Source organism: Maribacter litoralis, from assembly GCF_003075045.1.
Taxonomy (GTDB): Bacteria; Bacteroidota; Bacteroidia; order Flavobacteriales; family Flavobacteriaceae; genus Maribacter; species Maribacter litoralis.
Map to the genome: position 1 here is coordinate 623333 of NZ_QCZD01000003.1, position 25177 is coordinate 648509.

Sequence of the window (25177 nt, forward strand, 5' to 3'; positions counted from 1 at the left end):
TTGATTTTCAGTCGGCACCTTAAGTTGTGATTCAACAACTTGGTGTCGGCTGTTGTTAATAATTAACCAGCTAGGTAACCCTGAAAACTGTTAAATAGCTGATTATAAATAATTTACATATAGTAAATTATATTAAAAAATGCGAATCAAAATACGGTTCAAGAGCCATTCATATTATTTGTTTTTACATTTCAGTTAAACAAATAAATCATAATCCGACTTTTACATATGGGATTAATTGTTTAAATTAAATTCACGCAAATACCTTAAATGTTGAGTTATAAAGAATCACATACTCTTATACTTAATAATGTATCTAGGTTTATTGATTTGACCGAACTAGAAAAGCAAAAATATATTTCTTTATTATCGGAAATAAAGGTGAAAAAGAAGGGTTTCTTGATGCAGGCGGGTGAAGTTACGCAGTATGAATATTTTATTTCCAAAGGATGTTTAAAAGTATATACCTTAGATGAGGATGGTGCACCACATATTTCAATGTTTGCCATTGAAGATTATTGGACGGGTGATATTTCAAGTTTTATGACGAAAGAACCGTCAAGATACTACATTAAGGCAACTGAAAACTCTGAACTACTAGGAATTTCTAGAGCTAACTATGATGTTTTATTTCAAGAGATTCCAAAATTCGAAAAATTTTATCGCATTTTATATCAAAGGTCATTGATAAGTTATATAAGACGTTCAAACCACGGAATATCTTTTACTGCCGAAGAACGCTATATCAATTTTAAAAAGAAATATCCACAAATAGTCAAGAGAATTACTCAAAAAGATTTAGCCGCCTACATTGGTATTACACCTGAATTTATGAGCAAAATCATCACAAAAGTTAATCGAAAATAATAACCTAAAGGCAAGTCAGCGAGGCATTACAGAAAGAAATTACATTGAATTCTACTTGAGTTTCGGTGCATACTAAATCTCAATTATCGCGTAAAAGTCTTAAACTAGTTCATTTTTTTTCACGCTTCCCAATCGGAATTTTGAAGTGTGAAAAAAGTAGGACTCATATCAATAATAGTAACAATTGCTCTTGTAAGCAATTTACAATCGCAATTCACCCAACTAGAACTGTTTTCAGGATTTGAGAAAACAGACTTCACTTTATTATCTAATTATTCCATAAATCAGAGTAATACATTAAGTGTTACTACTCTTGCTTTCTTTCAAAATTTTAGAGAAAAAGAAAACCAAATATTTGATGAAGTGGGTGTTCAACCTACAATATTCTGGAAAGCCAACGAGACAATTGCCATTGGACCTTCACTCTACTATAATAGCTTTGGAGGATTTTCAGAAAGGCTTTCGGTCAAATTCACAGTCAAAAATTCGAGAGCTTTATTGATGGTCATCCCGACTGTGGCTTACTCAGAAAAGAAAGATGCTAGCCTTGCCGAAATATTCGCTCAATTTCAACTACACAAACCACTTAATGAAAAGATTTCTTTGTGGTTCAACGGACAGTTTCTAACGGTTTGGGACAAATTTGAAACACACTCGAGAAGCTTCCAACAATTACGTTTGGGTCTATCCTACAAAGGACATCAATTTGGCTTTGGGTCAGATTTTGACCAATACGGACCCAAACCTATTCATAAATCCTCTTTCGGATTGTATTACCGTAAAACATTATAAATCTTAATTATTATGAAAAATTTATTCAGAACATTAGTAAAAACAAATCCTAATTTGGGATTCAGTATCGCGCGCATGACACTTGGCTTGGTCATATTTCCGCACGGTGCACAAAAACTATTAGGACTATTTGGAGGATATGGATATTCCGGAACAATGGAATCGTTGACCACCCAAATGGACTTACCCAGTATTGTAGCTTTCTCCGTGATTATGATTGAGTTTTTTGGTTCCATTTCATTGGTTCTTGGTCTCTTCAGCAGATTTTGGGCATTATCACTTATCGGAATGTTTTTAGGTATAATTTTCACTACACAACTAGAGCACGGGTTTTTTATGAACTGGTTCGGCAACCAAGCAGGTGAAGGTTATGAATATTCTTTGCTTGTTATTGGTATAGCACTGTCAATACTAATGAATGGAAGCGGAAAATATTCAGTCGATACTATAATCTCTCAAAAACAATAATCATGAAAAAAGTAATCACAATAGCAGGAAGTAATAGCCAGAAATCAATCAACAAAAAATTACTGTCCTATACATCTAGTTTATTAGAAAATGTAGAAATAAATTCAATCGACTTGAACGATTATGTTATGCCCATTTACGGCGTTGATTTTGAAGCTGAAAATGGGATACCTACAGCTATAAAAAGACTTAATGAATTGTTAGATGATGCTGATGGGTTTATTATCTCTTTAGCAGAACATAATGGTTCTTATGCAGCGGTATTTAAAAATACTATAGACTGGCTATCACGTGTAAATATGAAAATTTGGAGAGAAAAGCCAATGCTTTTAATGGCAACTTCACCTGGGGGGAGAGGTGGTGCAAACGCACTACAATCAGCAAGAACATATTTTCCATTTTTGGGAGCAAAAATTATAGAAACCTATTCGCTACCGTCTTTTTATGACAACTTTAAAGAAGGCGAAATAATTGAGGAAGATTATAGAAAGGAATTAGAAGATAAGACGGTTAAGTTTTCTGAAGAACTCTAATCAAAACTATTGGGAGAACCTTTAGAAACGCATTGGGAAGTAGTTTTTGATGCCTACTCTTAATTCGATTAATGCGAATGGACTTTTCGAACAAATCATACTTCCGCTCGAATAAATAATTGGTGGCATATATGTGCAATTTTGTGTCATCATAATCAATAAACCTTATGATGATAACACTAGTAAAAATTATACTCGGAATTACACTCTCTTTCTGGTCAGTACAGAACCCAAAAAGAGACTTAGTACAAAACTACGTGCCTTCCGAACCAATGTATATGATACTAAAAGACTCAACCCAACAAAGAGCCTTTGGTATTCTTGCGGATAAATGCAATGTCTGCCACGCTCAGCGTAATCGCGGACGTGTCTTTACCGAAGATAATATGAACAGCTGGACAAATGATATTTACCAACAAGTATTCATAGAAAAACGAATGCCTAAAGGCAAGAAAACCAAACTCACCAGTCAAGAATATCAAGATTTATTAACGTGGGTTAGCTACACAAAAACTCAAAATAATGGAATATAAAATCAAAATTATCGTATTGTGCCTGGGCATTTTATTTACAGGGCTTACCGCAGGATTGTGTTTCACGTGGTCCAACTCAATTACTCCGGGTATTGGGAGATTGAACGACCTATCCTTTTTACAATCCTTTCAGGCAATGAATAGAGCGATTATCAACCCAAGCTTTTTAATCGTATTCTTTTCACCTGTCGTATTGCTATCAGTAAATGCTTTTTTACATAGAAATGCGCATCCTGAGACGTTTTGGTCCTTTCTGATAGCAGCAGTACTCTTTTTTGTAGGGATAGGGTTTGTAACCATATTCAAAAATGTACCCCTCAACGAACTATTGGACAAGACAGTATTGGAAAATCTTTCATCCTTAGAACTTAAAGAGCTAAGAACTAAGTTTGAGAAGCCATGGAATAGATGGCACATACAGCGCACCATAGCCTCTTTCATGGCTTTTGCTTTACTGCTCATCGGAATCATTTATTACAAATAATCATCAAAAAAAAAGCGAACAGTTATGAAATTTACAAGAGCAATTACTTTTGGAATATTAATTTGGATCATCGGTGTGAGCTTATATGCATTCTCCTATTACGTGCCAATGTTAGAAAATGCAGAGCAACAGGCCAATATATGGCTCTCAATAGTCGTAGTGCCCATAGTTTGGCTTGGAGCAAAACTATATTATAAAAATGGGGTTTATACCCACGGACTTATAACAGGACTAGTTTTCTTTACGATATCGGCAATTTTAGATGCGCTTATTACCGTACCATTTACAATTCTACCCTATGGAGGAAGCTACTATGATTTCTTCGTCGATTTTGGGTTTTGGTTCATTGGGCTAGAGTTTATTATAACGACAATGGTGTATTGGTATCTCAAAGTACATCGCAAAAGAATTCATGCAACCCATTAATAAAAAGTAACAACAAAAATTTCAACTATTTGAAGCAGAACTACTATAATCTGTCCGGCTGTAAAGTGGGACCTAAAAACAAATAAAAATGGAAAAAGAAAACATCTTAGTAATCGGAGGGACTGGTAAAACAGGGAGAAGAATTGTAGCACGACTTGAAGCGTTGGGCCATAATATACGCATAGGGTCCCGTAGTGCGACTCCCATATTCGACTGGCATAAACCTGAGAATTGGGACGCCACTTTAGCGGGAATGGACAAAGTCTATATCACCTATCAACCCGATTTGGCAGTACCCGGAGCATTGGAATCTATTGAACAATTGGTAAAGGTCTCAAAACGCGCCAATGTCAAAAAATTGGTTTTACTTTCCGGAAAAGGCGAGCGCGAAGCCCAATTATGTGAGCAAGTCGTGATTCATTCCGGTTTGGATTATACCATAGTACGTGCAAGCTGGTTCAACCAGAATTTTAGCGAAAACTTTTTGTTGGAACCCATTTTAGATGGTTTGGTTGCACTACCTCAGGCAGAAGCTCAAATCCCTTGGGTAGATACTGATGATATTGCCGAAGTGGCCACCAAGGCCTTGACCGAGGATATTCACAATGGACAGATTTATGAACTCACAGGACAAAGAACCTTAACGTTTAAAGACGCTGTAGCGGAAATTGCTAAAGCGAGTAATCGTGATATTGCATTTGTGCCTATTTCAGTAAAGGAATATGGTGATGGAATGCGAAAGACTGGTCTTCACGAAGACTTTATCTGGCTTATTGAATATCTGTTTACTGAAGTTCTGGGCAATCCTGAACTGGCTGAAGTATCCCACGATATTGAAAAAATATTAGGGAGAAAACCTATTGATTTTAGTGAGTATGCTGCAGCAACTGCTGAAACAGGTATTTGGAACAAAAAGATAGCGAAGGTTTAAAACTATGAAAATGAAATTAAAGGCAATTGTTCATTTTTTCCTTTTACTACCGGTAATGCTTCTTACCGGGCAAAGTCTAAAGGTTGAACCCTATGAATTTATTTCAAGGTCCAAAGATACTGTCCAAGCTGAGTTAGGTTCTTTCAAAGTTTTGGAGGACCGAAACAATGAAAGTCTAGACTCCATACAACTCTCGTTTGTACGCTTTAAAAGCACGAATCCGAATCCTGGAAGCCCGATAGTATATCTATCGGGCGGCCCCGGTGGTTCAGGTATCGGTACGGCAAAAGGCAAGCGCTTTTCATTATTTATGAACCTTCGAGAGGTTGCCGATGTAATTGCTTTTGACCAACGCGGTACTGGTATGTCAACGAGATTGCTAGAATGCCCATATACCGCAAGTTTTGAACTCTCCAAAGCTATTGATAAACAAGAGTATGTGGATAAAAGCACCGAGAACATCACTAAATGTTTAGCGTTCTGGCAAGAAAAAAACGTTAATCTAGGCGCATACAATACTACAGAAAACGCAAAAGATATTGAGGCGTTAAGAAACGTTCTCAAGGTGGAGAAAATTTCGCTTTGGGGTATTAGTTACGGCTCTCATCTAGCTTTTGAGTATATCAGACTTTTTGAGGATAACATAGATAAAGTTGTATTGGCAAGCCTTGAGGGTCCTAATGAAACTATCAAACTTCCCGAAAACACAGCCAATTTTATATTTCAAATTGCCGAAAAGGCTACAACTAATTATGGCGCCGATATTACCTACCCAAACCTGAAAAAAAAGATGCTTGCCGTTCACGGTCGATTGGAAAAAAGTCCCGTAATCTCCACCTATGTGAATAGACAAGGTAGAATTGATACTGTTGGGATTTCAAATTTTGAATTGCAATCGGCCATTGCCACGTTCTATTTAAAGAACCCCGAAGACTCTAAAATAGTACCGAGGCTTTATGACCAAATGTACCACGGCAACTTTACGGAAATCGCACCGAATGTGATGATATTAAAAAAGTATATCTACTCTCGCATACGGCCAATGCCATTTTCAATGGATATGCAAAGTGGTATATCGCAAGACCGTAAACGAATCATGAAAAGGCAAATAGACGATGCTATTCTGGGCAGCACTATAAACTTTTTACAATTTGAATGGATGCAAACTACAAATTTCCGTCAACTGCCGAAACAGTTTAGAAAAATGAAACCTAATAAGGTAGATGCGCTTCTTTTAAGCGGAACAATGGACGGGCGCACCTATGTCTCCAGTGCCATAGAGCTTGCGAAAAAGTTTAAAAATGGACGACACATTATCATTGAAAATGCCGGTCACGATTTGTATATGCAATCACCATTGGTAAGTGAAACGGTTTTGGCTTTTTTTAAAGAAAATGAAATTGGGACAAACCGGATAAAACTGAAACCTATTCTATTCGAATGATATGAAAAGGTAAGTATAAAATGAATTACTTTATGAAGATTATTTCATATTGAATTTAAAATCAAGAAAACGCTTGGTTTTATATAAATTAGATGTTTAACCAAATAAGTATTATGAAAAAGAAATTGACATTGGGATTGCTATTTGGAGCAGGAATTGGCCTTATCACCGGTATCTTAACCAATGCTATTGCAATTGGACTAGTTCTAGGAGCTGGTGTAGGTTTAGTCCTTGGAGCAGCTCTTGGAACTGGAGTGAAAACAATGATAATAAATAAAAAATATAATTAATATAGATGCAACAAAACTAATCCAGTTACTATAGAGACTAATTTACTTGATTTGACTAGGACGGTAACCAAACTTTTTCGCGAATGCATTGGAGAAAGAACTCAAGCTATCGTAGCCTACTTGCCAAGCCGCTTCTTGAACACTAGCTTGACCTTCACTTATAAGTGTATGGGCAGAAGTAAGTCTTTCATTTTGAAGGTATTTAAAAACTGGTACGCCAAAAATGGCTTTAAACTCTTTTTTGAGCTTTGTTGTATTAAGTCCTATTTCCTTAGAAAGTTCCGAAAGCGAAGGCGGGTCCTCAATATTGTCCAATAAAATATCCCGTACCTTGTTCAACTGATCCCTATAATTGGCACTTGAGTCCTTTTCCGGTAATAGTGCGAGCTGACCGAAAAAGTGGGATAATAAAGCCGTTATCTGACTTCTGTAGAACATCATTTTGGTCTTCCCAATGTAGCTATTCGAAAAGAAAGCATCGACAATACGTTCCATTTGCGGCGTCATAAAAAAACTAGGACCTTCTACATAATGATCTTTAGGTTTTACCAAGGCTCCCAAGAGTTCAGAAAATATTTCGCCCTCTTGATTTGGTAAATGTTCTAAATTTCGAAGAGCAGTTGCAACCACTAGACACTTAAGGCTTTTTCTTGGGCTCACGGTATGCTCAAATTCCACTTTTTCATCTGCATAAAAAGAAAGTGCCAAACCTTTGGTGTAGGTAAAATCTTTATGACTACTACCGTATTTCACCGATAAATCTACATTTCCCGACCCGTAGAAGGCAATGGCAACAATGGGCTCATCAAAATAGCAAGAATCTACCTCCTTGGTGAGTGAATCAGCTTCTTCAACAAGAATTACAAAATCGTTGATATGGATAAAATCTCGTGTCATTAGTAATCTTAAATTTAATCATTAACATGCACAATATCGGCTGATTATTGCTGAAAAAAATACTTAATTCGAATACTAGATGAACAAAAAAGAGAAAAAAGGTTATCACTCCCTAAAACGGCCGTTTTTAAAACGCTTATATCTAAATGTAATAACTATACTTAAGAGTGTCTTTTTTAATATTTTCGTTAATTAACCTTTTATAGGACTTAAATTTCCTAAATGTTGAATATTAAAGCGTCTAAGGGGTGTGATGTTTTTACGGAAAAGCATTCTGTAATTAGTGAAGAACTATCAAAGTAAACCAATATGAATCAAATATTACCAAGCTTAATTTAAAACCAGTTCTGCGTGCAAATTGCGTGCAAATGAAAAAAGCTTCAAAAGTCAAAAACTCTTGAAGCCCTATAAAACTTAGTGGAGAATACCAGATTCGAACCGGTGACCTTCCCGAAAGCCTTCGGGACGCTCTATTCTCTAATTTCTAGTGAGATTAAATACTCAATATATTTTCTACTTTTCTTCTTTTTAATCAGAAGTTCAAACGAGACTGCTTCTGATCGTGTTTCAAAATTACGTTGCCATTTTAAAACCCAATCAATTGCCTTTTTGGTATAAGTAGATCCATTTCCTTTAATATGTCGTTCAAGTCGTTTTTCAATATTTTCTGTACTACCAATGTAGTAGCGATCAAGTGTCTGACTATAAATTATATAAGTAGTGAATGGCATTTATAAAAATAATCAAATTAAAAAGGCTTCCAAAATGGAAGCCTTTTTGCGTGGAGAATACCGGATTCGAACCGGTGACCTCTTGCCTGCCAGGCAAGCGCTCTAGCCAACTGAGCTAATCCCCCTTATTTTCTTAATCTCAATTGAATATCGAAGCGACCTTCCCGAAGGCTTTCGGGACGCTCTATCCAACTGATCCCGCCTAAAAAGTCGGGCGAGCTAATCCCCCTAATTTTTCGACAGCGTCAAAGAAAACCTATTTTAATAACCTATCAAAGTACTATTTAATCTTTCTTTACACTAAGCACCAATACTGGTACCGGTGCGTAAAACTCTGATTTTGAAATGGTACTTTTCTCCCATAATTTTTTAAAGAAACCTCTTTTTCTTCTAAAAACACATAACAAATCGGGGTGTTTTGCCTGAAAATGCTCTAAAACTCCATGATATGTGGTAGAATTATCTGTAAACGTTAGTTGCGAACAAATATCCATTAACGCCGTGTTGATCTTTAAATCATCATCTGAATACCCAGGGGTCTTTACCATTAAAAGGTTCACATTTGCATTGTGCTTTACCTTTATTTCGATTAATGGATCAAGTATTCTTTTTCGCTTTAAAATACCCGATTTAAACGCTACCAATATATTTTCAAATGATTTATACGTGGTTCCCTTTGGTACGATCAAGGTAGGTATATTCGTTCTCTTGATAATGGCTCCAGAGGTATGCCCTAAATAAAACTCTTCTTGTATATCATTACTTCTAGGTGCCAAAATAATAAGGTCTATTCCAATTCCTTTATCTATTTCACGTAGACCGTCTTTTAGCTCACCATTAAAACTTGCAATTTTTATAGATACATCTTTGGTATCTACCGTTGCGATAATCTCTTTTAATCGTTCTTTAGAATTTTCCGCAACTTTTTGGGTAAGGTTAGTAAGCGTACCTGTTTTTCCGCTAACGTTAAATACCTCCATTACATAAATATCGGCACCAAAATCTTGTGCAAAATTAACGGCATATTGTAAAGTTTCGTTCGCATTTATTGAGGTCCCTATCGGAACAAGAATGTTCATCATGATAAAAAGTATTGATTATAACTCTAAATTTACAATTTAATTAAATGGCTTTAATGATAGCACCTGCAAAGATATCTCAAATACCCGAAATTTTAACGATGACCAATGCCTGTAGAATTGCCATGGAAGCAAACGGCATTTATCAATGGACAACGGAATATCCTTCTCAAAAAGCTTTTGAGAAAGATATTGATCGCAATGAGCTGTATGTTCTCTTAGAGGATAATGCCATTATTGGCTGCATTGTAATATCGTTATTGATGGATGATGAATATAAAAATGTAGCTTGGTTAACGCCAAACGGCATCAACTATTACATACATAGGCTAGCGGTGCACCCTAAATACCAAGGTAAAGGTTGTGCACAGCGCTTAATGGATTTTGGGGAAAATTTTGCCCGTGAGAACAATGCCCTATCGGTTAGGTTGGATACCTTTAGCCAAAACAAAAGAAATCAGAAATTTTATGAGCAACGTGGTTACGCTAAACTGGGAGATATCTTTTTTCCCAACCAAAGCGAACACCCTTTTCATTGCTATGAACTTGTACTCTAGAACCCATATTTTTTGAAAACTACTGTTAATTTTAAATCTATAAATGCTCTGGCAATACCTGCAACAATTGCCGGTATAGCAGAACCTCTACTATCCATAACCGATACGGCCATTGTGGGCAACATACCGGTTGATGGTTTAGAATCGCTAGCTGCAGCTGGTATTGTGGGTTCTTTTCTTTCTGCCCTTATTTGGATTTTGGGGCAAACCCGTAGTGCAATTTCTGCCATAATTTCACAATATTTGGGCGCCGGCAGATTAGAAGAGGTTAAAACCCTGCCCGCACAGGCCATTTACCTCAACATTACCCTTAGTATTTTAATACTGCTCTCTACTATATTCGTTATTCAAGAAATTTTTGAGTTGTTAAATGCCTCGGGGAAAATATTGCAATATTGTATTAGCTATTACTCCATTCGTGTTTGGGGCTTTCCGTTGACCTTGTTCGTTTTTGCAGTTATGGGTATTTTTCGCGGATTACAGAATACCTATTGGCCCATGGTCATTGCCATTACGGGAGCGGTACTAAACGTAATTTTCGATTTTGCCTTCGTATACGGAATTGACGGATTTATACCCGCCATGTATTTAGACGGTGCTGCTTATGCCAGTTTATTGGCACAAAGCATTATGGCGATTATGGCATTTTACTTGCTATGGACAAAGACGGATATCAGTCTAAAATTAAGGTTGCCCATACATCCTGAACTGGCGAGGTTGGTGGTCATGAGCCTAAATTTATTTGTACGTGCAATTGCCTTGAACACGGCCATTGTTCTTGCAGCACATGAGGCTACGGCACTTGGAGGTCAGTTTATAGGTGCGCACACCATTGCCATAAACCTTTGGCTGTTTTCGGCATTCTTTATAGATGGTTATGGTGCTGCAGGAAATATTATGGGCGGTAGATTGCTGGGAGAAAAAAATTACGACGACCTGTGGCTACTGGCAAAAAAAATAACGAAATACGGACTCATAGTCAGTTTGGTGATCATGGCATTTGCCAGTATATTTTACAAGCCCTTGGGCAGTCTATTTTCTAATGAAAGTTTAGTGCTTTCTACTTTCTACGCCATTTTCTATATTATAATTCTTGGGCTGCCCATTAATACCATTGCCTTTGTGCTAGACGGAGTATTTAAAGGTCTGGGAGAAATGAAATATTTACGAAATACATTGCTCGTGGCTACCTTTTTAGGATTTGTGCCCATGCTCTTCTTAGGTAAATACCTCAACTGGGGCTTAACGGGAATATGGCTGGCCTTTACGGTCTGGATGTTTATTAGGGGTGCCGCATTAGTGTGGAAGTTTAGAAACAAATTCAAACCTTTATTGCAAAATCCGTAATTTTGAAGGAAACAAAATGCTATGGTCACCACAAGAAAAAATGGTAGTTTATATACAAGAATTGATGGTAAAGTTGCCCATGTAGAATTTGGACACCCTGCTAGTAATTCTTTCGTTTCTGAACTTTTAGAACGTTTAACCGATACTATCAATGAACTTTCAGAAAACGATGGTATTTCTGTTATTCTTTTAAAATCTGAAGGGGAAAAGGCTTTTTGTGCCGGTGCTTCTTTTGATGAGCTGTTAGAAGTATCTAATTTAGAAGAAGGCAAGGCTTTTTTTAGTGGTTTTGCACACGTTATCAATGCCATGCGCAAATGTAAAAAGGTTATTGTAGGTCGTGTACATGGTAAAACCGTTGGTGGTGGCGTAGGTCTTGCCGCTGCCTGTGATTATGTGTACTCTAACGTAAACGCATCTATTAAACTTTCTGAACTTAGCATCGGTATTGCTCCTTTGGTTATTGCACCTGCCGTAGCAAGAAAAATAGGTAATGCCGCTATGGGAGAAATGTCTCTGGCGCCTACCGAATGGAAAAGTGCATATTGGGCACAAGAAAAAGGATTGTTCAATAAGGTGTACGACTCTGCCCAAGAAATGGATAAAGAACTTGATTTCTACATTCACAAATTGGCAAGCTATAACCCAGATGCTTTAACCGAGTGGAAGAAAGTTTTATGGGAAGGCACCGACCATTGGGATACCTTATTGACAGACCGCGCATCGATCACCGGTAAACTGGCACTATCTGACTTTACCAGAAATGCACTGTCAAAATTTAAAAAATAAACAATAACCGAAACAGCTCATCGTTCTGTTTCTAAATAACTATTATGGAATTTTTTCAATTTTTAAACGGTAACCTTGTATTTCCTATTTTGGCCCTTTTTGTGTTGGTCATTTATTTTGTAAATAAAGTTCGCGCAAAGAAAAAATACAAAAGGTAATTCTACACCCTTATTACGCAACTAATCGGTATTTATTCATCTTCTAATAAATCAGTTTTATGTTCGCAAAAATTACATTGGCATTTCTATCCTTCTTTCTTATGACCTGTTCTGATAAAGCTGAACCAGAACCAGAGCCAATAGATTGTTCTACAGCCATATGTACACTTAATTTTGTAACCATTACGGTTAGCGTCGAAGATGCAACAGGTGATGCCGTATCTTTAGATAATTTTGAGATAATAGACACTGCAACCGGCGAGAATTTGGCAGAAAGTACAACTGCGGAAGAATACCATAAAGATCAAGGCATTTATCCTATTATTAGCGATGCATACCGCACAAAATATCAAAATAAAACAGCAACCCTTCTGTTCAACGGTTTTATAGGTGATGAGCAAGTTGTAAATGAAGAATTTGAGATCGGTGCAGATTGTTGTCACGTAAGCTTAATAGCAGGAAACAGAACCATTGTTTTAGATTGATTTATTCGCTATTAATACGTGTATACTTTCCCTACCTTTGCCAAATAATTATAGGTTATGAGCAATATTCGTATTACTAAACAATTCAACTTTGAAACCGGTCATGCATTGTATGGTTATGATGGAAAATGTAGAAACGTACATGGTCATAGCTATAAATTATCGGTTACCGTAATAGGTAGACCCATAACAGATACCAGCCATGTAAAGCTTGGTATGGTGATAGATTTTGGAGATCTAAAAAAAATAGTAAAAGAAGATATTGTCGATGTTTTTGATCATGCTACGGTATTTAATAAAAATACACCTCACGTAGAATTGGCCAAAGAATTAATTGACAGGGGACATAACGTAATTTTAGCGGACTACCAACCTACCAGTGAAAATATGGTGATAGACTTTGCCGCCAAAATTAAAGCGAGATTGCCCGAAAATATTTCATTGTTCTCCTTAAAATTACAGGAAACCGATACCTCTTTCGCAGAATGGTATGCCAGTGACAATTAAGTTCAACATAACTTAACGATATACTTTCTTTACAAGCTTTTAAATTGTTTTATTTTTAAGGCAACTCCTTAATATATAACAACATGACCAAGCATCATATCTATTGGTGGAATCTTGAAAACCTTTTCGATATAGAAAATTCACCACGTAGAAGTGAGTTTCTCAACAACCATTTGGGTAATGAACTCAACGGGTGGAACGCTTCTATTCTTGAACAAAAAATAGCGAACCTTACCGCGGTAATCTCTAAATTCAATAACGGTGAAGGGCCGGATATTTTAGGGGTTTGTGAGGTAGAAAATGAGCATGTTATTGAATTGCTGATAGCGGCAATGGGTAATGCCCTCAATAAAAATTATGGTTTTGTTATTTCTGAAGGAGATGATAAACGTGGTATAGATACCGCACTTATTTATGATAAAACAAAATACGGACCTGAACAACAAACATTTAGTCTACGTATTATTAAAAGAAACACCACTAGAGATTTATTTCAAGTTCATATAAATACCGCCAACGGCAACAAACTTATTTGCATTCTCAATCATTGGCCATCGAGATCTGGAGGAGAATTGACCAGCGAGCCTTTTAGAATTATGGTTGCCGAAAACCTATCGTATTGGATCGAAAGAATTTACGAGGAGCAGGGTAAAGATGCCAATATTCTATTAATGGGCGATTTTAATGATAATCCTTATAACAAGAGTATTACAGATTATTTAATGGCCATCAATAATAAGGCGTTGGTTAAAAGTAATAGAGTACGTTTAAAATATTTCTACAACGTAATGCACCGTTTTTTAGATGCACAGATCGGCACATTCGTATTTGGGAACACCTATAATATGTTAGACCAATTTATGATCTCTAAAAGTATTTTATCAGAGAAGTCTGCTCTTCCCTTTAAATTAAGTACCGTAGAAATTATTGCATATCCAGAGCTTACATCTGGCTCATATCAAAAACCAGTAAGATTTGGTAGACCTAACTCCAGTACATTTAACTTAAACGGTTATAGCGACCATCTGCCCATAAAAATTGTGTTGAATGAAAAAGATGCACCTGCATAAACAAAGTTTATAAAAGCACCTATGTACTTATTTTGACCCACGTATTCCCTAGGTACGCAAAACAGTTATTATATTTACATTCTGATGACGAACATTGAACTTCCAGCAGGGAAAAAAGTATATTTTGCCAGTGACAACCACCTTGGCGCGCCTACCATGAAAGAAAGTAGGGTGAGAGAATTGAAGTTTGTTCGTTGGTTGGATAATATAAAAGCGGATGCAGGAGTCATTTTTTTGATGGGCGACCTGTTCGATTTTTGGTTCGAATACAAGACCGTTATCCCTAAAGGATTTACCAGAACGTTAGGAAAGCTTGCAGAACTGTCTGATGCAGGCATACAAATACACTATTTTGTGGGCAACCATGATCTTTGGATGAACGGTTACTTTGAAGAAGAACTGAATATACCTGTGTATCATAAACCTCAACAATACAATATTAATGGTACATCCTTCTTTTTAGGTCATGGGGATGGTTTAGGTCCAGATGATAAGGGCTTTAAAAGAATGAAAAAGGTATTTACCAACCCGGTTGCCAAATGGTTCTTTAAATGGCTACACCCCGATCTTGGTGTTCGCTTGGCCAAACATCTATCGGTTAGCAATAAATTGATCAGTGGCGATGACGATGCCAAATTTTTAGGCAACGATAAAGAATGGCTTGTACAATACTGCAAAAGAAAATTGGAGACACAGCACTATGACCATTTCATTTTTGGACACAGACATTTGCCTTTGGAAATACCATTAAATGAGAATTCAACATACACAAACCTAGGTGATTGGATCAATTACTACACCTATGCCGAGTTTAATGGCGCAGCACTTTCATTAAAAGAATTCAACTAATTTCATCAAAAAACATCGATGAAATACATATTTTATTTTGTAATCCTTTTCTTACAACATAAATCAAGCAGTTCACAACAATAGTTTTATAAAACTAGCTCTTGACCATACCTTTACAGTGTTAGTTAGTTAGTTTAAGTGTTGTAACCCAAATCTTCACATTACCTACAAGTTTCCCCACTTGAAGATTTAAAACTCTTAAGTGTTACTTTAAAGAATAGCCCCTCAATGAGGGGCTTTTTTTATTGCGATTCCTTGTATTGAGGAATAACAGAATTTTACTTTTTAAAAGAAGATAACATCGATCAAGTACCTATAAAAATTGGTAAAAAATAGAATTTGGTTTTATCTTTACGCACAAGTTTAGATAAAGTGTTTATTCCCAATACTATAACTAACCTACAACAGTGCTTCCACTTTACGACGAAAGTCTTAAGTACCACTTACAATATAAAAAGCCCTTTGATTAGGGCTTTTTTTATCAGATATATTCTGTTTATTAATTTTCATGATCTTCCACATCCTTCTGTAAATCAAGCCTTCTAAACTTTGGAGAGACAATAGCCGTAAGACCAACGGTAAGCAAAGTCATGGTACCGCCGAATACAACTGCAGTTACCGTTCCCATTAACTTTGCCGTAACACCACTTTCAAAGGCACCGAGCTCATTAGAAGAACCCACGAACATGGAGTTCACAGACGCCACACGCCCTCGCATATTGTCCAGTGTTTTCAATTGTAAAATGGTCTGTCTTATGATCATGGAAACACCATCTACCGCGCCACTTAAAAATAGGGCAATTACAGATAACCAGAAATAGGTAGATAAGCCAAATACGATCATACATACACCAAAGCCAAATACTGCCAGTAAAAGCTTTTTACCTGCGTTCTTATGCAACGGAAATCTTGTAGAACCTAACATTGTAATTGCCGCACCTACAGCCGGAGCTGCTCTTAAGACTCCAAAACCTTCTGATCCCACATGTAGAATATCTTGTGCAAAAATGGGCAACAATGCCACAGCACCACCAAATAGAACAGCAATCATATCTAAGGTCAAGGCACCTAAAACCGCTCTGGTCTTAAAAACAAATGTTAGTCCTTCTCTTAAACTTTGAAAAACGGGTTCACCAATCTTAGGGTTAAGAATAGGCTTTTTTGAAATATTAAATAAGGCGGTTAACGCCAATAATGAAAAGCCGAAGATGACGCACATAGACCAGTGCACGCCAATTAAACTAATGGAAAAGCCCGCTAATGCCGGACCCAATACAGATGCCATTTGCCATGTAGTACTACTCCAAGTAGCGGCATTTGGGTATATTTTTTTTGGAACGATCAACGCTATTAACGAAAATATGGTGGGACCTAAGAACGCACGTACCAAACCGCCACAAAAGACCAGTGCATAAATTCCGTAAAGTATGGTTTTGGTTTCGTAGCTTTCCAATACTGAGGGAAGGCTTAATATGAACAGTCCGAAGCTAATAACCGAGAAACCGAATATGCACTTCACCAATAAATTGCGCTTTTCTTTCTGATCTACGATATGACCGGCAAAAAGTGCCATACTTACCGCAGGTATTACTTCCATTAAACCAATAATACCTAAGGACAACGGATCTTTGGTCATGGTATATACCTGCCATTCTATAACTATGAACTGCATAGACCAGGCAAAAACCATGGCAAAGCGAACTAAAAGAAAAATATTGAACTCCTTAAATCTTAGGGCCGCATAGGGATCATTCACGCTCATAGACAAATCGGTAAATTGACTTCAAAGATATTTAATAATGGATAGGGCAAAACAAGATTTGATAACAAAAATCCTATTTTCTTAAATGCGGAATTCTTATTGACTGTTATTCAATACCCAATTCACCAAAAAACGAATCTAGCTCGAGCCTAAACATGGTTCCGTTAATGAGGTCTCTAATTTCAATAGCTTCTTGATAACTAACTGCAAACGATATTTGATGTGCAGGAGAATTTAAAAGCAATGAACGGCACGTTTCTTTTGATTTACAATCACTACATAGGTGACCTTTTCCGTTTTCTACTGTATTGGCAATGCATTTTGAAAAATATCGTAGTTCGCTACTCGTAAGCAGCAAACCAATATCCCTGAAAATCACCTGAACTTTATTTGATTCGCTGGGTTTATCACGTTTCCACTGAAACGCTATGCCAAAATCGTTCTGATAAATAGGATGAATATCGTTCATAAGATGTAAATATTTATATAAATATATGAATCTTATTTAGAACAATTATAAATAACAATGTTAAATGGTGATTTCTATCTGATTTCCTTCAGGGTCTAAGACCACACTTTCATAATAACCGTCTCCCGTAGTTCTTGGTTCGCCGGCGATTGTGAATCCGTCTACTCTCAACTTTTCTGTTAGTAAATCTACTTGTGCTTTTGAGCCGATAGACATAGCAAAATGAATCAATCCGGTATGCTCTTCTGTATAGTTTGATTTATTAATGGAAGGCGTATGCATGATTTCTAATCGGGCTCCATCTGTAAAACTTAAAAAATAAGAGGTAAATTTTTTAGTAGGATTATGATACTTTTCTCCGGCAACGGCATTGAAATAGGTTACATAAAACTTACGCATTTCCTCTAAGTTCGTAACCCAAATAGCAATGTGTTCTATTCTCATTGAATATCCTTTAATTTTAATTGAAGGCTAACATTGCCCTGCCATTCATTTTCATCAATAGAAAAGACCGCATTAAATGGTTTTCTACCGGTAACCTTTGATAGCTTATTACCCATATTAAACCCAATACCATCAATTTTATGACTGCCCTGTTGTACAACAGCCAATTTTAAATGCGCCTCATCTTTTCCTACACCTTTTGCATAGCCGGTATCTTGCAGGTTCTCTGCCATGAACACGGGTGACATGTTACCCGGACCAAAAGGGGCGAACTGTTTTAATATCCGCATCAACTTTGGGTTAATATTCTTTAATTCAATTACGGCATCTATGGTAATCTCAGGTATCAACATTTGTGGGTCAATAGTTTCTTTGACCACTTTTTCAAATTGATGTTTAAAATTATTGTATTGCTCTTCCAATAAGGTTAAGCCAGCTGCATATTTATGACCACCAAACTGTTCTATATAATCTGCGCATCCTTCCAAGGCATTGTACACATCAAAACCTTTAACCGATCGTGCCGATGCCGCCAATTTGTCTCCGCTTTTGGTAAAAACCAAGGTTGGTCTATAATAGGTTTCCGTGAGTCTCGAGGCTACAATTCCTATTACGCCCTTATGCCAAGTATCTTTATATACAACAGAAGTGAATCCTTCTTGTTCTTGATTTTCCTGAATTTGACCAAGTGCCTCTATCGTAATTTCTTGATCCAGCCCTCTTCTATCGGTATTGAACTTTTCTATTTCAGAAGCAAATTTTAAGGCTTCGTCCAAATTGGTTTCGGTCAAAAGATTTACGGCATGCTGACCATGTTTCATTCTACCCGCTGCATTTATTCTTGGTGCAATGATGAACACTACATCGGTAATGGTCAGTTCTTTTTTATTGATTTGGTCAATTATGGCTTTAAAACCGGTTCTAGGTTGTTGATTGATAACCTGTAAGCCATAAAAAGCTAGAATTCGATTCTCCCCAGTTATCGGTACTATATCTGCTCCAATTGCAGTTGCCACTAAATCAAGGTAATAGATAACATCATCAATAGTTTCACCTCTACGGGAGCCTAATGCTTGAATCAGCTTAAAACCGACTCCGCAGCCGCATAATTCATCATAAGGATATGAACAATCTTCTCTTTTTGGGTCTAAAACTGCCACAGCACTTGGTAATATTGTACCAGGTCTGTGGTGGTCACAGATGATAAAATCAATTCCTTTTTCTTTTGCGTAGGCTACTTTATCAATTGCCTTCACTCCGCAATCTAACGCCACGATCAATGTAAAATCATTATCCTCGGCAAAATCGATTCCCTTAAAAGAGACTCCGTATCCTTCATCATACCGATCTGGAATATAGGTTGCCACATTAGGGTAATAACTTAATAAGTAAGACGACATTAAAGCTACAGCAGTTGTACCATCAACATCATAATCACCATACACCAGAATATTCTCTCCCTTGGCAATTGCCTCTTCAATTCTATTGACGGCAATATCCATGTCTTTCATTAAAAAAGGATCATGTAAATCACTCAATTGCGGGCGAAAGAAATGCTTTGCCTCCTCAAAGGTCGAGATACCCCTTTGCAATAATAATTGCGCCACCAAACTATCAACATTAAGCGCATTGGCTAAAGTGTCAATATCTTCTTGTTTCGGTTTTGGTTTAATTGTCCAGCGCATTTTTCAAGTTCAAGTTCAAAAATCAAGTTCAAGTTCAAGTTCAAAAAATATCAACTCAATTTTGCTTTTTGTTTTTAATTATTGTTGCTATAATTCTTATTAATTGTTCTAATTCATCTAACAATTCAGCTCTTATTACTTACTTACCATAATCAACTTTAGATAAGATTTTAAGATTGACTCTAGACTCTTTCAATTCCTTTAAAGATATAGAAGCTTTATTTATATAATCCCTATTCGAATTAGATCCCTGAGCTTCACCAAAATTTAAAGCAGAGCTACCTGCAGATCTTAACAATTGATTTCCATAATATTGACCAGTCATATCAGACGGTAATTCCTTGCAAAAAAGAACAACATTACCTGCAAAATCAACTAGTCTATCTTAAAGGTCAAACTTTTTATCCGGCATAATATTTTATTTGAACTTGAACTTGATTCTTGCATTTGTACTTGCTCATTTATTTTTTATGAAAAACAGTCTTAATCTCCAATTCTGCAAATTGTCTGAACATTTCCATTACGCCGCAATACTTTTCAATGGATAAATCTACCGCTCTTTGTAATTTTTTCTCCGCCAAGTTTGCACCATGAAAATGGTATTCGATTACCACTTTATCATAAAACCTTGGGTGCTCATCGGTTAGATTGGCAATGGTTTCAATATGAAATTCATCTACCTCTAATTTCATCTTTTTGAACATTGCAGCGACATCCAATCCAGAACAACCTGCTAGTGAAGAAAGCATTAAGGCTTTTGGTCTTAAACCGCTACTGTCACCGCCATCTTCTTTGGCAATATCAATTTTTAATGAATGTCCGGATGGATTGTTACTTTCAAAGGACATGTTACCCAACCATTTGGTACTAATATGATTTGTTGTGCTCATAATTTTTTGTTTCTTGTAGAACACAAAAATACAACAATAAAGGCTGCTTTAATACCATCCATAGTGAACCTAACAGCCAAAAATCAGTTAACACAACTTAAATAAATACTTAAACAAAACGTATGGCATTAGTTACACCACTTGACCCTAATCATGATCCTGAGACCAAAGAATTAGCGGCATTTTTTAATGAAACACTTGGGTTTTGCCCTAATTCGGTTTTAACCATGCAGCATAGACCTGCTATCTCTAAAGCCTTTATTAATTTGAACAAAGCCGTAATGGCAAATGAAGGTCGCGTAACCTCTGCCTTAAAAAGAATGATTGCTTGGGTAAGCAGCAATGCTACTGGTTGTAGATATTGCCAAGCCCATGCCATTAGGGCGGCAGAACGTTATGGTGCAGAGCAAGAGCAATTGGATAATATTTGGGAATATAGAACACACCCTGCTTTTTCGGATGCCGAGCGTGCCGCTTTAGACTTTTCACTACAAGCGTCACAAGTACCTAACGGGGTAGATGCAGAAATTAAAGAACGTTTATACCAACATTGGAACGAGGGTGAAATTGTTGAAATGCTAGGCGTTATTTCGCTCTTTGGATATCTTAACCGTTGGAACGACTCTATGGGAACTTCCATAGAAACGGGTGCCGTTGAAAGTGCCGATCAATACCTAGGAAAACATGGGTGGGAAAAAGGCAAACATGATGGCTCTGTGTATTAAGAAATAGCTGTTGGCTGTTGGCTGTTGGCTGTTGGCTGTTGGCTGTTGGCTGTTGGCTGTTGGCTGTTGGCTGTTGGCTGTTGGCTGTTGGCTGTTGGCTGTTGGCTAAAATTAAAAAAAATGTCAGTTCGAGTGGTTTTTAATTCAATATTTTCATTGAATTAAAAAATGTATCGAGAACCTTTTGGTACACGAAAGCTTCTCGATACTAATTTTCTCGTACCTCAAAAATTCACTCGAAGTGACAATTAAACACTTGTAATATTGATATAAGTCTTGCTTTAAACTTCATTAAGAATAATGCGGGGTTCATCTGAATTTCTTAGCGCTTTTTACCATATTACACAATTTACTTACAATCCTGAAATTCTTCATTATGAACCGAAATAACTATTATAGTTGTCATTATGTAAAGTTTTGTTTACTTTTAGGATATAATAATAGATTATGAGTTTACAAATACTACCCAATAGGTTTAAAATAGTTGGACTATTTACATTCTTTATTTTCTGTGGAATACCTTCAATTATTTCTTTTTTCATGGGATTTACCCAACCTTTTGAAAGCAATGAAAATTCACCATTTCTTCATGAATTATTGAATCCCACTATAATGAAATATGCAAATATTTTTACGATTCTAGGAATGTTGGTTTATATGTTATCAAAAGAAAAAGTAGAGGATGATTACATTACCAAATTAAGATTAGAATCATATCAACTAGCTACTATACTATGTTTAGCAATAACCTTCATTTTACATTTAATCAATTCTGAAATGATGTTTAATCTATCTTATCCCTTATATATCTTCATTACTATTTATCTTATCACATTTTATTTTAAAAAAAGACAAATACACTAATGAAAAATCTGGTAAAAGTAGAACGAGCTCGATTAGATCTTACTCAAGCAGATTTAGCAGAAAAACTAGGGGTTTCAAGACAAACTATTCATGCTATTGAAAAAAACAAATTTAACCCTTCAGTAATTTTAGCACTTAAAATGGCAAAATTATTCAGTCTAACAGTTGAAGAGTTATTCATTATAGAAGAAGAGTAAATCTTAAAAAGCACATAAATATTACCCCAAAATCTTCCCCACCAATTTCTGCAATTCCCCAACAACCTCTTCTTCAAACCAAGGATTCTTTCTTCGCCAAAAATGATTCACCGGTGAGGGGTGTGGCAGCAAGAAAAACTTTGGCAAAAATTCTTTGTAGTGCAAAACATTTTCAGTCAGGTTCTTTTTAGCTTGTTCGCCCAAGTACTGGTCTTGAGCATATTTACCAATAAATAAAATGAGTTTTACATTCTCAAATTCCTCCCACACCTTAGGGTGCCACAAAGGAGCACATTCTTTTCTGGGTGGTAAATCTCCTGTTTTTCCTTTGCCAGGATAGCAAAACCCCATGGGCAATACGGCAAAATTATCGGGATCATAAAATACTTCTTCATTGACACCTAGCCATTCCCGTAATTTTCTGCCACTGGGATCGTCCCACGCTTTGTTTTCCACATGCGCCTTTCTTCCCGGTGCCTGACTCACCAATATAATTTTAGAATTCTTATTACCGGCTACTATGGGTCTAGGGTCTAATGGCAAATGTGCTTCACAAACCTTGCAATTTCTTATCTCAGCTAGTAACTCTTGCATGGTTCAATACTATAGATTCTAAATTATTCGATAATTACCTAAGGATTTAATGGCAAAATTATGCTATAACAATTTTAGTGGTTCCCCATCAAAACTGAGACCTTCGAATCCGGTTTTCATGAAATTTCTAATATTCTGATGAGAGCTTCCCTTTAAATCCAATAAGACCTCATCAAAATAATATTGACCAAAACAAGCTAAGGTTTCTTCTTTAGAAAACCCCTCTTTAATGGCAAATGAAAACAACTTACACGAACCGGAATTTTGCCCCACTTCATTGCTTACTTCTCCATTAGTATATGCCGTAGGAGTAAAACTGTACTTGGAATCTATAACCACCATCGTGTCTGAAAACAAAATATCTTTGGGTGCAGCCGCTAGTTTTTTCTTAAACTCTTCTAAAGTCATGGTTAGTTGTTTAGGTATTTAATGGTTTATGAATCAGATATTAATGTTCAAATATAATGAAACCCTGTTTTTTACCTCCACTTTACCTTCATTCAAATTTTGTGATATTGGGAGCATGCTTGAAACACCCAATGCATACCTATTGTAATTTGCCTCTACCCCAACACGGGCAAAATATACTTCGCCACCCGTATCGGTAACCGTAAAACCAAACTCTTCGTTCTCTGCAAAAAACTCCCTTCCCAAAGAGAATTCCCATTTTGAATTATTCTTAACCCTATAACCCTTTCTAAGAATTAACTCTTGACTCTTTTGAAAGTAAATGATTTAGTCAAATACTATTTATTCCCCCCAACAATAATAACAATTTCCCCTTTTGGCGGTTTTTCGGTAAAATGTTTTAAAACTTCTTCGGCAGTACCTCGAACGATTTCTTCGTAGAGTTTGGTCAACTCTCTAGAAACAGAAATGGGTCTTTCCGCTCCAAAATATTCTACAAAATTGCCCAAAGTCTTTAATAGCTTATGCGGAGATTCATAGAAGATTATAGTACGTGGCTCTTCAGCTAATAACTTTAAACGTGTTTGTCTTCCTTTTTTTACGGGTAAAAATCCTTCGAAAACAAACTTATCATTGGGTAAGCCACTATTGACCAATGCCGGAACAAAAGCTGTTGCCCCTGGTAAACATTCAACTTCAACCCCCGCTTCTACACATGCACGAGTTAACAAAAATCCGGGATCGGAAATTGCAGGTGTGCCTGCATCTGAAATCAATGCGATGTTCTCACCTCCTTTTAGCTTTCCCACTAAAAAATCGACCATTTTATGCTCATTATGCATGTGGTGACTTTTCATTTGCGTACCAATTTCAAAATGTTGCAAAAGCTTCCCACTGGTACGGGTATCTTCCGCCAAAATTAAATCTACCTCCTTTAATACCCGAATGGCCCTAAAGGTCATATCCTCTAAATTACCAATTGGTGTTGGCACCAAATACAGCTTTCCCATAATATTCTATCGTGAACAACCTTAAGGCACGACCTTAAAGCATTGAATTGCAAATTTAAATTAGAATTTTACGTAACGTAAGAACTATTTAAATTTCCATTATCTATTAAAAAAACCCAACACAAGTGCTGGGTCTACGTTACAAATATTGTAATTATTAAGAGAATCTACGCGATACCAGTTCAACAAAGCGTTCTTCAAAAGCTTCTTTACCTACCCAATTATTATAATCGGGCTTAACCATATTCTTTATAAAAGCTATTGATCGTTCTTCGGTGTCTATCGTATTTAATTGTGATAGTACACGGTTATAATCTTCCATACTATCATTAAACAAATGCTTAACAAATGCCAAGCGATCGTTTAAGTCAATTTTTACGTTACTCTTTGCCAAACGATCATTAAGAGACTTTGGCAATGCTTCCGCCTGTTTTAAATCTGCTTTGGTAGGGGTAAATAATTCTTTGTCATTCTTCATTAAATCAGGCTTTGACATAAACTCCGTCAAAACATCCTCTAATTCATCGCTGCTAGGCATTTCAGAAACAAATCCTTTAATAGTATCCATACCTGGGTACTGGATGATATCTTCTTCATGCGGGTTACTTTCCGGTACCGATTTATTTGAATCCAATACGGCATTGGCCATCTCTTCAAATTTAGCCGCTATCGCATTTTTAGAAACATCAACTTCCATATCATTGAGCTCTACCTCAATAAACTTTAATACCGCTAATTTTTCATACAAGTTTTTAGAAATCTCATACAAACTTGTAACATCATCTAAGTTCTCTGCAGTCAAAATTTCTGTAGATAACTTTCTCAATTCCAGTTTCAACTTGTTTTTCATAGTACAATTTTTAGGGTCAAGACCTAAATAGCAGGATTTTTA

General features: G+C 36.4%; 32 protein-coding genes, 1 tRNA gene and 1 pseudogene. 19 read left to right on the forward strand and 15 right to left on the reverse strand.

The window, feature by feature from the left end; translation table 11 throughout:
• Positions 1-270: 270 nt before the first annotated feature.
• The 10 genes from DCS95_RS14215 (at position 271) to DCS95_RS14260 (ending at position 6768) form a co-directional block, all read left to right on the forward strand.
• The gene (locus DCS95_RS14215) at positions 271-867 is read left to right on the forward strand and encodes a Crp/Fnr family transcriptional regulator (RefSeq protein ID WP_244178461.1); all 597 of its coding nucleotides are present in this window, start codon (positions 271-273) and stop codon (positions 865-867) included.
• A gap of 147 nt (positions 868-1014) precedes the next feature.
• Positions 1015-1659, forward strand: coding sequence for a hypothetical protein (locus DCS95_RS14220; RefSeq protein ID WP_116771446.1), 645 nt, complete (start codon positions 1015-1017; stop codon positions 1657-1659).
• 12 nt (positions 1660-1671) lie between these two features.
• Positions 1672-2127, forward strand: a complete 456-nt coding sequence (locus tag DCS95_RS14225; protein ID WP_116771447.1) for a DoxX family protein — start codon at positions 1672-1674, stop codon at positions 2125-2127.
• Positions 2128-2129: 2 nt separating this feature from the next.
• Positions 2130-2660: an NADPH-dependent FMN reductase gene (locus DCS95_RS14230; protein ID WP_116771448.1), complete on the forward strand. Its 531-nt coding sequence runs from the start codon at positions 2130-2132 to the stop codon at positions 2658-2660.
• Positions 2661-2938: 278 nt separating this feature from the next.
• Positions 2939-3193, forward strand: a complete 255-nt coding sequence (locus DCS95_RS14235; RefSeq protein ID WP_159302475.1) for a hypothetical protein — start codon at positions 2939-2941, stop codon at positions 3191-3193.
• Positions 3183-3677 (forward strand): anthrone oxygenase family protein, encoded by a 495-nt coding sequence (locus DCS95_RS14240; protein ID WP_116771450.1) that lies wholly within the window; start codon positions 3183-3185, stop codon positions 3675-3677. Before DCS95_RS14235 ends, DCS95_RS14240 begins: the two co-directional genes overlap by 11 nt.
• A 24-nt stretch (positions 3678-3701) precedes the next feature.
• Positions 3702-4103: a DUF5367 family protein gene (locus tag DCS95_RS14245; protein ID WP_116771451.1), complete on the forward strand. Its 402-nt coding sequence runs from the start codon at positions 3702-3704 to the stop codon at positions 4101-4103.
• 88 nt (positions 4104-4191) lie between these two features.
• Complete coding sequence (locus DCS95_RS14250; RefSeq protein ID WP_116771452.1) at positions 4192-5034, forward strand: NAD(P)H-binding protein; 843 nt, start codon at positions 4192-4194, stop codon at positions 5032-5034.
• A gap of 10 nt (positions 5035-5044) precedes the next feature.
• Positions 5045-6478, forward strand: a complete 1434-nt coding sequence (locus tag DCS95_RS14255; RefSeq protein WP_164674203.1) for an alpha/beta hydrolase — start codon at positions 5045-5047, stop codon at positions 6476-6478.
• A 113-nt stretch (positions 6479-6591) separates the two neighbouring features.
• Entirely contained in the window at positions 6592-6768 is a 177-nt protein-coding gene (locus DCS95_RS14260; protein ID WP_164674204.1) for a hypothetical protein, read from the forward strand.
• A 42-nt stretch (positions 6769-6810) separates the two neighbouring features.
• Here DCS95_RS14260 and DCS95_RS14265 read toward each other — a convergent pair whose 3' ends face one another.
• The 4 genes from DCS95_RS14265 to DCS95_RS14280 form a co-directional block, all read right to left on the reverse strand.
• Entirely contained in the window at positions 6811-7665 is an 855-nt protein-coding gene (locus DCS95_RS14265) for a helix-turn-helix transcriptional regulator (protein ID WP_116771455.1), read from the reverse strand.
• A 470-nt stretch (positions 7666-8135) separates the two neighbouring features.
• Positions 8136-8396, reverse strand: coding sequence for a GIY-YIG nuclease family protein (locus tag DCS95_RS14270; protein ID WP_116771456.1), 261 nt, complete (start codon positions 8394-8396; stop codon positions 8136-8138).
• 51 nt (positions 8397-8447) lie between these two features.
• A tRNA-Ala gene (locus DCS95_RS14275) sits at positions 8448-8521 on the reverse strand.
• A gap of 159 nt (positions 8522-8680) precedes the next feature.
• Positions 8681-9478 carry a universal stress protein gene (locus DCS95_RS14280; protein WP_116771457.1) on the reverse strand — a complete coding sequence of 266 codons (798 nt, stop codon included), beginning with the start codon at positions 9476-9478 and terminating at the stop codon, positions 8681-8683.
• Positions 9479-9531: 53 nt separating this feature from the next.
• Here DCS95_RS14280 and DCS95_RS14285 point away from each other — a divergent pair, with 53 nt between their 5' ends.
• From DCS95_RS14285 to DCS95_RS14315, 7 genes are all read left to right on the forward strand, one after another.
• A complete protein-coding gene (locus DCS95_RS14285) occupies positions 9532-10032 on the forward strand; it encodes a GNAT family N-acetyltransferase (RefSeq protein ID WP_116771727.1) in 501 nt (166 codons plus the stop codon).
• 12 nt (positions 10033-10044) lie between these two features.
• Positions 10045-11379 (forward strand): MATE family efflux transporter, encoded by a 1335-nt coding sequence (locus tag DCS95_RS14290; RefSeq protein ID WP_116771458.1) that lies wholly within the window; start codon positions 10045-10047, stop codon positions 11377-11379.
• 21 nt (positions 11380-11400) lie between these two features.
• Complete coding sequence (locus DCS95_RS14295; protein ID WP_116771459.1) at positions 11401-12168, forward strand: enoyl-CoA hydratase/isomerase family protein; 768 nt, start codon at positions 11401-11403, stop codon at positions 12166-12168.
• A gap of 217 nt (positions 12169-12385) precedes the next feature.
• Positions 12386-12811: a hypothetical protein gene (locus tag DCS95_RS14300; RefSeq protein WP_116771460.1), complete on the forward strand. Its 426-nt coding sequence runs from the start codon at positions 12386-12388 to the stop codon at positions 12809-12811.
• A 57-nt stretch (positions 12812-12868) separates the two neighbouring features.
• A complete protein-coding gene (locus DCS95_RS14305) occupies positions 12869-13318 on the forward strand; it encodes a 6-pyruvoyl trahydropterin synthase family protein (RefSeq protein ID WP_116771461.1) in 450 nt (149 codons plus the stop codon).
• A gap of 83 nt (positions 13319-13401) precedes the next feature.
• A complete protein-coding gene (locus DCS95_RS14310; RefSeq protein WP_116771462.1) occupies positions 13402-14388 on the forward strand; it encodes an endonuclease/exonuclease/phosphatase family protein in 987 nt (328 codons plus the stop codon).
• Positions 14389-14472: 84 nt separating this feature from the next.
• Positions 14473-15237, forward strand: coding sequence for a UDP-2,3-diacylglucosamine diphosphatase (locus DCS95_RS14315; RefSeq protein WP_116771463.1), 765 nt, complete (start codon positions 14473-14475; stop codon positions 15235-15237).
• 499 nt (positions 15238-15736) lie between these two features.
• Here DCS95_RS14315 and DCS95_RS14320 read toward each other — a convergent pair whose 3' ends face one another.
• The 6 genes and pseudogenes from DCS95_RS14320 to DCS95_RS14345 form a co-directional block, all read right to left on the reverse strand.
• Positions 15737-16999, reverse strand: coding sequence for an MFS transporter (locus tag DCS95_RS14320; protein ID WP_116771464.1), 1263 nt, complete (start codon positions 16997-16999; stop codon positions 15737-15739).
• 106 nt (positions 17000-17105) lie between these two features.
• Positions 17106-17468, reverse strand: coding sequence for a hypothetical protein (locus tag DCS95_RS14325; RefSeq protein ID WP_116771465.1), 363 nt, complete (start codon positions 17466-17468; stop codon positions 17106-17108).
• 60 nt (positions 17469-17528) lie between these two features.
• Entirely contained in the window at positions 17529-17912 is a 384-nt protein-coding gene (locus DCS95_RS14330; protein ID WP_116771466.1) for a VOC family protein, read from the reverse strand.
• Positions 17909-19597, reverse strand: a complete 1689-nt coding sequence (gene recJ / locus DCS95_RS14335; protein WP_116771467.1) for a single-stranded-DNA-specific exonuclease RecJ — start codon at positions 19595-19597, stop codon at positions 17909-17911. Before recJ ends, DCS95_RS14330 begins: the two co-directional genes overlap by 4 nt.
• A 139-nt stretch (positions 19598-19736) precedes the next feature.
• A pseudogene (locus DCS95_RS20530) lies at positions 19737-19967 on the reverse strand (four helix bundle protein); the annotation flags it as partial.
• A 91-nt stretch (positions 19968-20058) separates the two neighbouring features.
• The gene (locus tag DCS95_RS14345) at positions 20059-20487 is read right to left on the reverse strand and encodes an OsmC family protein (RefSeq protein WP_116771468.1); all 429 of its coding nucleotides are present in this window, start codon (positions 20485-20487) and stop codon (positions 20059-20061) included.
• Between the two features lie 122 nt (positions 20488-20609).
• Between DCS95_RS14345 and DCS95_RS14350 the strand changes: the two genes are divergently transcribed.
• Positions 20610-21212, forward strand: a complete 603-nt coding sequence (locus tag DCS95_RS14350) for a carboxymuconolactone decarboxylase family protein (RefSeq protein ID WP_058104690.1) — start codon at positions 20610-20612, stop codon at positions 21210-21212.
• 863 nt (positions 21213-22075) lie between these two features.
• The gene (locus tag DCS95_RS14360; protein WP_116771470.1) at positions 22076-22273 is read left to right on the forward strand and encodes a helix-turn-helix transcriptional regulator; all 198 of its coding nucleotides are present in this window, start codon (positions 22076-22078) and stop codon (positions 22271-22273) included.
• A gap of 21 nt (positions 22274-22294) precedes the next feature.
• On the opposite strand, the gene DCS95_RS14365 is transcribed toward DCS95_RS14360, so the two are convergent.
• The 5 genes from DCS95_RS14365 to DCS95_RS14385 form a co-directional block, all read right to left on the reverse strand.
• Entirely contained in the window at positions 22295-22867 is a 573-nt protein-coding gene (locus tag DCS95_RS14365) for a uracil-DNA glycosylase family protein (protein ID WP_116771471.1), read from the reverse strand.
• A 63-nt stretch (positions 22868-22930) separates the two neighbouring features.
• Positions 22931-23275, reverse strand: a complete 345-nt coding sequence (locus tag DCS95_RS14370) for a HopJ type III effector protein (RefSeq protein WP_116771472.1) — start codon at positions 23273-23275, stop codon at positions 22931-22933.
• 33 nt (positions 23276-23308) lie between these two features.
• Positions 23309-23521 carry a hypothetical protein gene (locus DCS95_RS14375; RefSeq protein WP_116771473.1) on the reverse strand — a complete coding sequence of 71 codons (213 nt, stop codon included), beginning with the start codon at positions 23519-23521 and terminating at the stop codon, positions 23309-23311.
• Between the two features lie 92 nt (positions 23522-23613).
• The gene (rsmI, locus tag DCS95_RS14380; RefSeq protein WP_116771474.1) at positions 23614-24285 is read right to left on the reverse strand and encodes a 16S rRNA (cytidine(1402)-2'-O)-methyltransferase; all 672 of its coding nucleotides are present in this window, start codon (positions 24283-24285) and stop codon (positions 23614-23616) included.
• Positions 24286-24442: 157 nt separating this feature from the next.
• Positions 24443-25135, reverse strand: coding sequence for a hypothetical protein (locus DCS95_RS14385; protein WP_116771475.1), 693 nt, complete (start codon positions 25133-25135; stop codon positions 24443-24445).
• Positions 25136-25177: the final 42 nt, after the last annotated feature.